Annotated in this window: 6 protein-coding genes; 2 read left to right on the forward strand and 4 right to left on the reverse strand. The window is 31.7% G+C overall.

Translation table 11 applies throughout. The features are described from left to right. Window positions 1-186: 186 nt before the first annotated feature. Window positions 187-1,245 (reverse strand): hypothetical protein, encoded by a 1,059-nt coding sequence (locus ACIQ2Z_RS12420; protein ID WP_396184484.1) that lies wholly within the window; start codon window positions 1,243-1,245, stop codon window positions 187-189. A gap of 385 nt (window positions 1,246-1,630) precedes the next feature. Here ACIQ2Z_RS12420 and ACIQ2Z_RS12425 point away from each other — a divergent pair, with 385 nt between their 5' ends. Then, window positions 1,631-1,873, forward strand: a complete 243-nt coding sequence (locus tag ACIQ2Z_RS12425; RefSeq protein WP_396184485.1) for a Bax inhibitor-1/YccA family protein — start codon at window positions 1,631-1,633, stop codon at window positions 1,871-1,873. Window positions 1,874-1,948: 75 nt separating this feature from the next. On the opposite strand, the gene ACIQ2Z_RS12430 is transcribed toward ACIQ2Z_RS12425, so the two are convergent. Continuing rightward, entirely contained in the window at window positions 1,949-2,464 is a 516-nt protein-coding gene (locus ACIQ2Z_RS12430; protein ID WP_396184486.1) for a PAS domain-containing protein, read from the reverse strand. A 129-nt stretch (window positions 2,465-2,593) separates the two neighbouring features. On the opposite strand from ACIQ2Z_RS12430, the gene ACIQ2Z_RS12435 reads away from it, so the two are divergent. Beyond that, entirely contained in the window at window positions 2,594-3,484 is an 891-nt protein-coding gene (locus ACIQ2Z_RS12435; RefSeq protein WP_396184487.1) for a T9SS type A sorting domain-containing protein, read from the forward strand. A 71-nt stretch (window positions 3,485-3,555) separates the two neighbouring features. On the opposite strand, the gene ACIQ2Z_RS12440 is transcribed toward ACIQ2Z_RS12435, so the two are convergent. Both ACIQ2Z_RS12440 and ACIQ2Z_RS12445 read right to left on the reverse strand, forming a co-directional pair. Continuing rightward, on the reverse strand, window positions 3,556-4,941 hold the full coding sequence (locus ACIQ2Z_RS12440; RefSeq protein WP_396184488.1) for a T9SS type A sorting domain-containing protein: 1,386 nt from the start codon (window positions 4,939-4,941) through the stop codon (window positions 3,556-3,558). Between the two features lie 64 nt (window positions 4,942-5,005). Beyond that, on the reverse strand, window positions 5,006-5,386 hold a 381-nt coding region (locus ACIQ2Z_RS12445), incomplete at its 5' end, for a T9SS type A sorting domain-containing protein (protein WP_396184489.1).

The following is a 5,386-nucleotide window of genomic DNA, read 5'->3' on the forward strand; positions in this document are numbered from 1 at the left end:
TACATTGTTTTCTATGGTATAACCGTGACTTAAATAACCTATTACAGTTGAACCATAAACATTTAATTTTAAATTTACACCATTTTCAATTTGTGTTAAAGTTACTTCTTGTAAAGTTTGCGAGTTGCCTATTTCTATGTAAAAAAATATTAGTAGTAGAAGTGTTTTTTTCATTACTTTATTTTATTAATTTTTATAAAAGTTTTTGGCATCAACAATTTCACCGCTACAAACGAGAGCAACAGTATAAAAACCTTGAGTATATTCACTAAGATTAATAATATAGTTTGATTGATTAACATCAATAATATAATTATGAGAGGTTGTACTACCACCATAATAACCTAAAACCATTAAATATGCAGAGGTGTTTTCATTGACTTTATAATTTACTTGAATTTGGTTAACTGCTGGATTTGGTGAAATGGATTCTATTTTACTTGGGTTTAATTTAACTTCAACATCTGCATAATCTTTAAATCCATCAGTTAAAGCAATAACTTCAAGTTTATATTTTTTTACAATATCAGTTGATACAGTTAAGTCTTTACCTTGAAAAATCAGCTCACCATTTAAATCATACCAATTATATAAAGCCGCCTCATTAATTTGTTGGGCTCTAATTGTAATGGGTTGATTAATATCAGTCATTATTGTCTCTCCTGCATCAGCTAAAAATGGTTGTCGAACCGGTTTTTTAATCACAAATGTTTCTCCACCAATAATTTCATCAGTAAAATAATCTTTTTGAATGATATGATAGGTGTAATTAGATTTTTCAGTTAATTCTCTTGTTAGAAAATTGAATGAAATTTTTAATGTCCCTACTTCATTGGGATCAAATAATAAATGATCTAAAACTACTTTATTTCCTTTTACTATTTTTCTTTTTTCTTCATTTGTGTTGTCTAAAAATGCTACTTTTTTGCCTCCTTTTTCCCAAGCATTAAACAAAACATTATCCATTTTAATTGAAATTTCAGCTACCTCTAAAGCATTATCTAAAGTTGTCGTATTGCATTTTAATGTAAACCACAAAGGCATAAATTGATTTTGCTCAATTACTTCTACATTTTTAGCTAAAGATATAGTATGAAGCAGTTGAACATCATTTAAGCTTTTTAATTTTACATAGAAATAACTAGACATATCAATTGTGGCACCATTAGAAGTAATAAAAGATGGCGATACTGTTAAAACAGAAGAATTATTTCTTAAACTATTAATTTTTTGCAAATACTCCATATTTGAATAAATATGGGGGGGCAAATTCAATTTTAGCCCATTTTGCTGAATCTTTTAAATCATTTAAAAAAACAAAGTCTTTAAAACCATATTCCATTATTGAATTTACACTTGTTTCATTTGAAACATTTATTGTTAAAAATCTTTTATCAAGTTCAATGTTTATTTTCTATCCTTTGAAATAATAATACTTAGTTTGTGAAAATGATGCTATACTTGATAAGAAAATTAGGCGAAAAAGTTTTTTGATGACATTTTTTTAATAAAATACTTTCAAATATAAAAAAAATAGAAACAATTTCAAAATTCTTAATAGTTTTCTTAGTTATTTTATTTTTATTGTAATTATTCGAATTTTTATTAACACTTTTTAATCCAATTGAGTATGTTTACCAGCTTTCAGCCGGTACATTATGGTAACTCGTTGATGAGTATCGGCATTAGCGTTTTGGTGATTGTAGTGGCGGCCTTAAATTTATTTCTTGATTTTGATCAAATTGAAAAAGGAGCTGAAAAACAATTACCTAAATACATGGAATGGTTTGGAGCAATGGGATTAATGATAACCTTAGTTTGGTTGTATGTAGCGTTTTTGCGATTGCTTTCTACGATTTCGAGTAGAGATTAATTAAAGTACTTTATCATAAAAAATGCCTCAAAAAGTATTTGACTTTTGAGGCATTTTTTTATGTAAAGATTTCTTTTAAGCCGCTCTTTCATAAGCAATAAAATTAACCAATTCACCATTTTGGTTAAAAATTGGAAAACCTTTGATGTTGCAATTATAAACTGACCCGTCTTTACTGTAATTAATCACCTTCTTTTCAAAAGGCTGTTGGTTTCGAACCGCTTCTCCTATTTCCTTTGCTGTTTTTAAACAAGTAGCTTTTCCTTGAAATAGCTTTGGCGAATGACCAATAACTTCCTCCGGTTGATACCCATTCATACGAACCATGTTTTGCGTTGCGAATACAATCTTTAAACTAGGGCAAGTAACCACCACTACGGTGTCAACATCCCATTGCGTTTTCACAGCTGTAGTTGATTCCCAAGAATTTAAAAGAGCTAAAAGTGTAAGTTGATGTTGGTCTGTTATTGTTTTGCCAAGTTGATTTAAATAATCTCCATAAAAATCCCATGTCAGCAAGGGCATTTTTTTGGCATCTAATTGACTTAAATAAGTCGATATTCCTTCGTCGTAGTGTTTAAATTCAAGCATTTTCAGATAATTTGAGCTCAAAATTAGCTTTTTATTTCAACTGGCAATTTGTTCAACTAAAGTTTAACGATTGTTGAACATTTGAATAAAACAAAATGAAATGCAAAAATTTAATATATTTGAACACTTATGAATAAAAAAATACTTCTTCTTTTTCTAATGGCTTGCATGCACATGTTCGGACAAGCATATATTCCTTTGTTAGATAATCAGAATGAATGGCATTTTACAAATTGCTATGATGGTGGGTGTATAAAAGATATATACTATACCAATGGTGATACTATCGTAAATAATAAAACACACAAAATTTTAGACGGTTTTCACTATATCTCTCGTTCATTTTTATTGTCCGAAAATGTAGAGCAAAAAAAGATATATCTCACTAAAATTACCGCAAATCATATCGATGAATATTTATTATATGATTTTTCGTTAGTAGAAGGCGATACTTTTGAAATGAAAAACCCCATCTCTCCATTTCCCGCTGAAGGTGGATTGTTTGTGTTAGATTCTATCCGACAAGTTCCTATTTGGGAGGGTGAACTTCGCAAACATTTTTATTTTTCTCCGCATGAATCCAATACAATCAGCTCTCAAAAAGCCATTTGGGTGGAAGGTGTTGGTTCTTTATCCATGATAAATGCTCCCGGTGGATATCCTGACATCAATGGTGTTGGACTTTTGAACTGTTTCTTTAAAAATGGCACATTGTTTTATTCCGATTTAACTCCGGAAGTAACCGTTTGTGAACCAACTATCTTGTCTAATCCTAAAAACATCCAACTGGAAATTGTTGTTTATTTTCCTGAAAATGACAAGTCTGTTTGCCATCTAAAAAATACGGAGGAAGTCAATGCCGTGGAACTTTTTGATTTAAATGGGAGGAAATTAGCTGTCTTTGAAAATCATCAACAAACTGATATGCGATTGGATTTAAACGCATTTTCAAAAGGAATGTATTTGTTTAAAATTCTATTTAATAGATTTGAAAAACATATATTGTTTTGTATTAATTGAATTTTAATACTATTGTTAAAAAGTAAGAGGTCTTAATAAGACAGTATTAAAACCTCTATAAAAGCACTTTGTTACTCTTTCACCAATTTATAATTTCCCACCAATTTACCGTTTTCTTTTACTTCTACCAAATAAACACCAACCGGATAATCTATTGTATTGAGTTGATACGCATCAATACCTTCCACTTCTTGACTAATCATCATTTTCCCCGATAAATCATAAACCGTTACGATTACCTTTTCAAGCGTATTTTTAAAATGCAAGGTTGTTATATCTTTAGCAGGATTAGGAGCCATAACAACCGGTATTTGTTGAAAATCGCTGACACTCAAAGTACACCCTACCACTGGAATATACAACGGAGTTGGTGACACGGTTGTTGTGCCATTACCATATTGCCCATACTCATTATTACCCCACGCCCAAAGCGAGCCATTAGATTTTAGGGCTATACCGTGATAAACACCCGCCGCAACTGCCACCCAATCCGTATCGGAGCCAATTTGAATAGGAGCCGTACGTTGGGTAGTTGTACCATCACCTAATTGACCTAAATCATTTTTACCCCAAGCCCACAATGTTCCATTGGATTTTATGGCAAAAGAACTTAAAAATCCAGCATAAACATATATCCACGTATCAGACCCTACTTGTTGCGGTACGTTTGAATTAGAACCCGTTCCGTTTTGACCATATCCGTTAGAACCCCATGACCATAGAGTCCCATTGCTTTTTAAGGCCAAACATTGTGATGCCCCTACGCTCATAAACTCCCAGTCTGTAGCGGTACCAATTTGTGTTGGAAAATTAACAATCGTAATGCTTGGTGTTGTAATTAAACGGCTTGTATTAGATCCCCAACCCCAAAGCGTACCATTTTCTTTGATAGCAAGACCTGTACCTGTCTGACTAGCTTCCACTTGTTTCCAGTCCAATGCTGTACCTATTTGAACTGGTGACAATTGGTTGCTACAGCACGTGCCGTTTCCCATTTGTCCTTCATTATTCTGACCCCAACCCCATAATGACCCGTTAGTTTGGATAGCGTAGGTGTGATCGGTCGAAGAAATGTGTTTCCAATTTGAACTACCGATTTGTGTAAAACTTGAAAGCCCTATAACTGAACTACCAATGCCCAATTGCCCATTTTGATTAGCACCAATGCCCCATAATTTATTGTCATTCCGAATAGCAAAAGTGTTTTCACCTCTACCCGCTATAACAAGGTTCCAGTTAGTAGTTGTGGACAGTTGAATTGGTGATAATTCAGGTATAAAATTCTCATTACCCATCTGATAACCATTATCTGAACCCCATGTCCAAAAAGAATTGTCAGATTTTTGAGCAGCTATATGGTACAAACCTGAACTTATTTTAGTAAAACATTGTGAATATAAAGGAGTATTAATTATTATAATAAAAATTATTAATAATAAGCTTGTATATTTTTTCATTTTAATTGTATTTAAATTAGAACAAACAAAGCCGTTAAGTTAATCAACGGCTCTGTTTTAAAGATTATTGTTTCACAATTTTGTACTGGGATAGTATATTATCGCTGTTTTTTAAGACCGCAATAAATATACCACTTGGATAGTTTTGTAAATCAATAGTATGTTCCCCGTTAATTGTTGTAATGATATATTTATTCATTAAACGACCCGTTAAATCATAAATAAATAATTCAGTATTTAATGCTAAATTTTCGTGAACAAAGAACATATTTCCATTGGTTGGATTAGGATTAAAACTAATTTTAGCTGATAGATGCCCTTCTTTGGTATCATTTGTCGGCTGATTTTTTTCATTAGTACTATCTTCCACGCAAGCCGGAATAAATAATTCAAAGTTATATAAACAATGGTTTCCATGTAAATCAACTCCTGCAATTAAAAATTC

The organism is Flavobacterium sp. (genome assembly GCF_044361015.1).
Lineage (GTDB): Bacteria > Bacteroidota > Bacteroidia > Flavobacteriales > Flavobacteriaceae > Flavobacterium.

Bases quoted from the DNA above. Each gene is read 5' to 3' on its own strand.
- ACIQ2Z_RS12420 (WP_396184484.1), bottom strand. From the start codon at position 1,245: ATGGAGTATTTGCAAAAAATTAATAGTTTAAGAAATAATTCTTCTGTT.
- ACIQ2Z_RS12425 (WP_396184485.1), top strand. From the start codon at position 1,631: ATGTTTACCAGCTTTCAGCCGGTACATTATGGTAACTCGTTGATGAGT.
- ACIQ2Z_RS12435 (WP_396184487.1), top strand. From the start codon at position 2,594: ATGAATAAAAAAATACTTCTTCTTTTTCTAATGGCTTGCATGCACATG.
- ACIQ2Z_RS12440 (WP_396184488.1), bottom strand. From the start codon at position 4,941: ATGAAAAAATATACAAGCTTATTATTAATAATTTTTATTATAATAATT.
- ACIQ2Z_RS12430 (WP_396184486.1), bottom strand. From the start codon at position 2,464: ATGCTTGAATTTAAACACTACGACGAAGGAATATCGACTTATTTAAGT.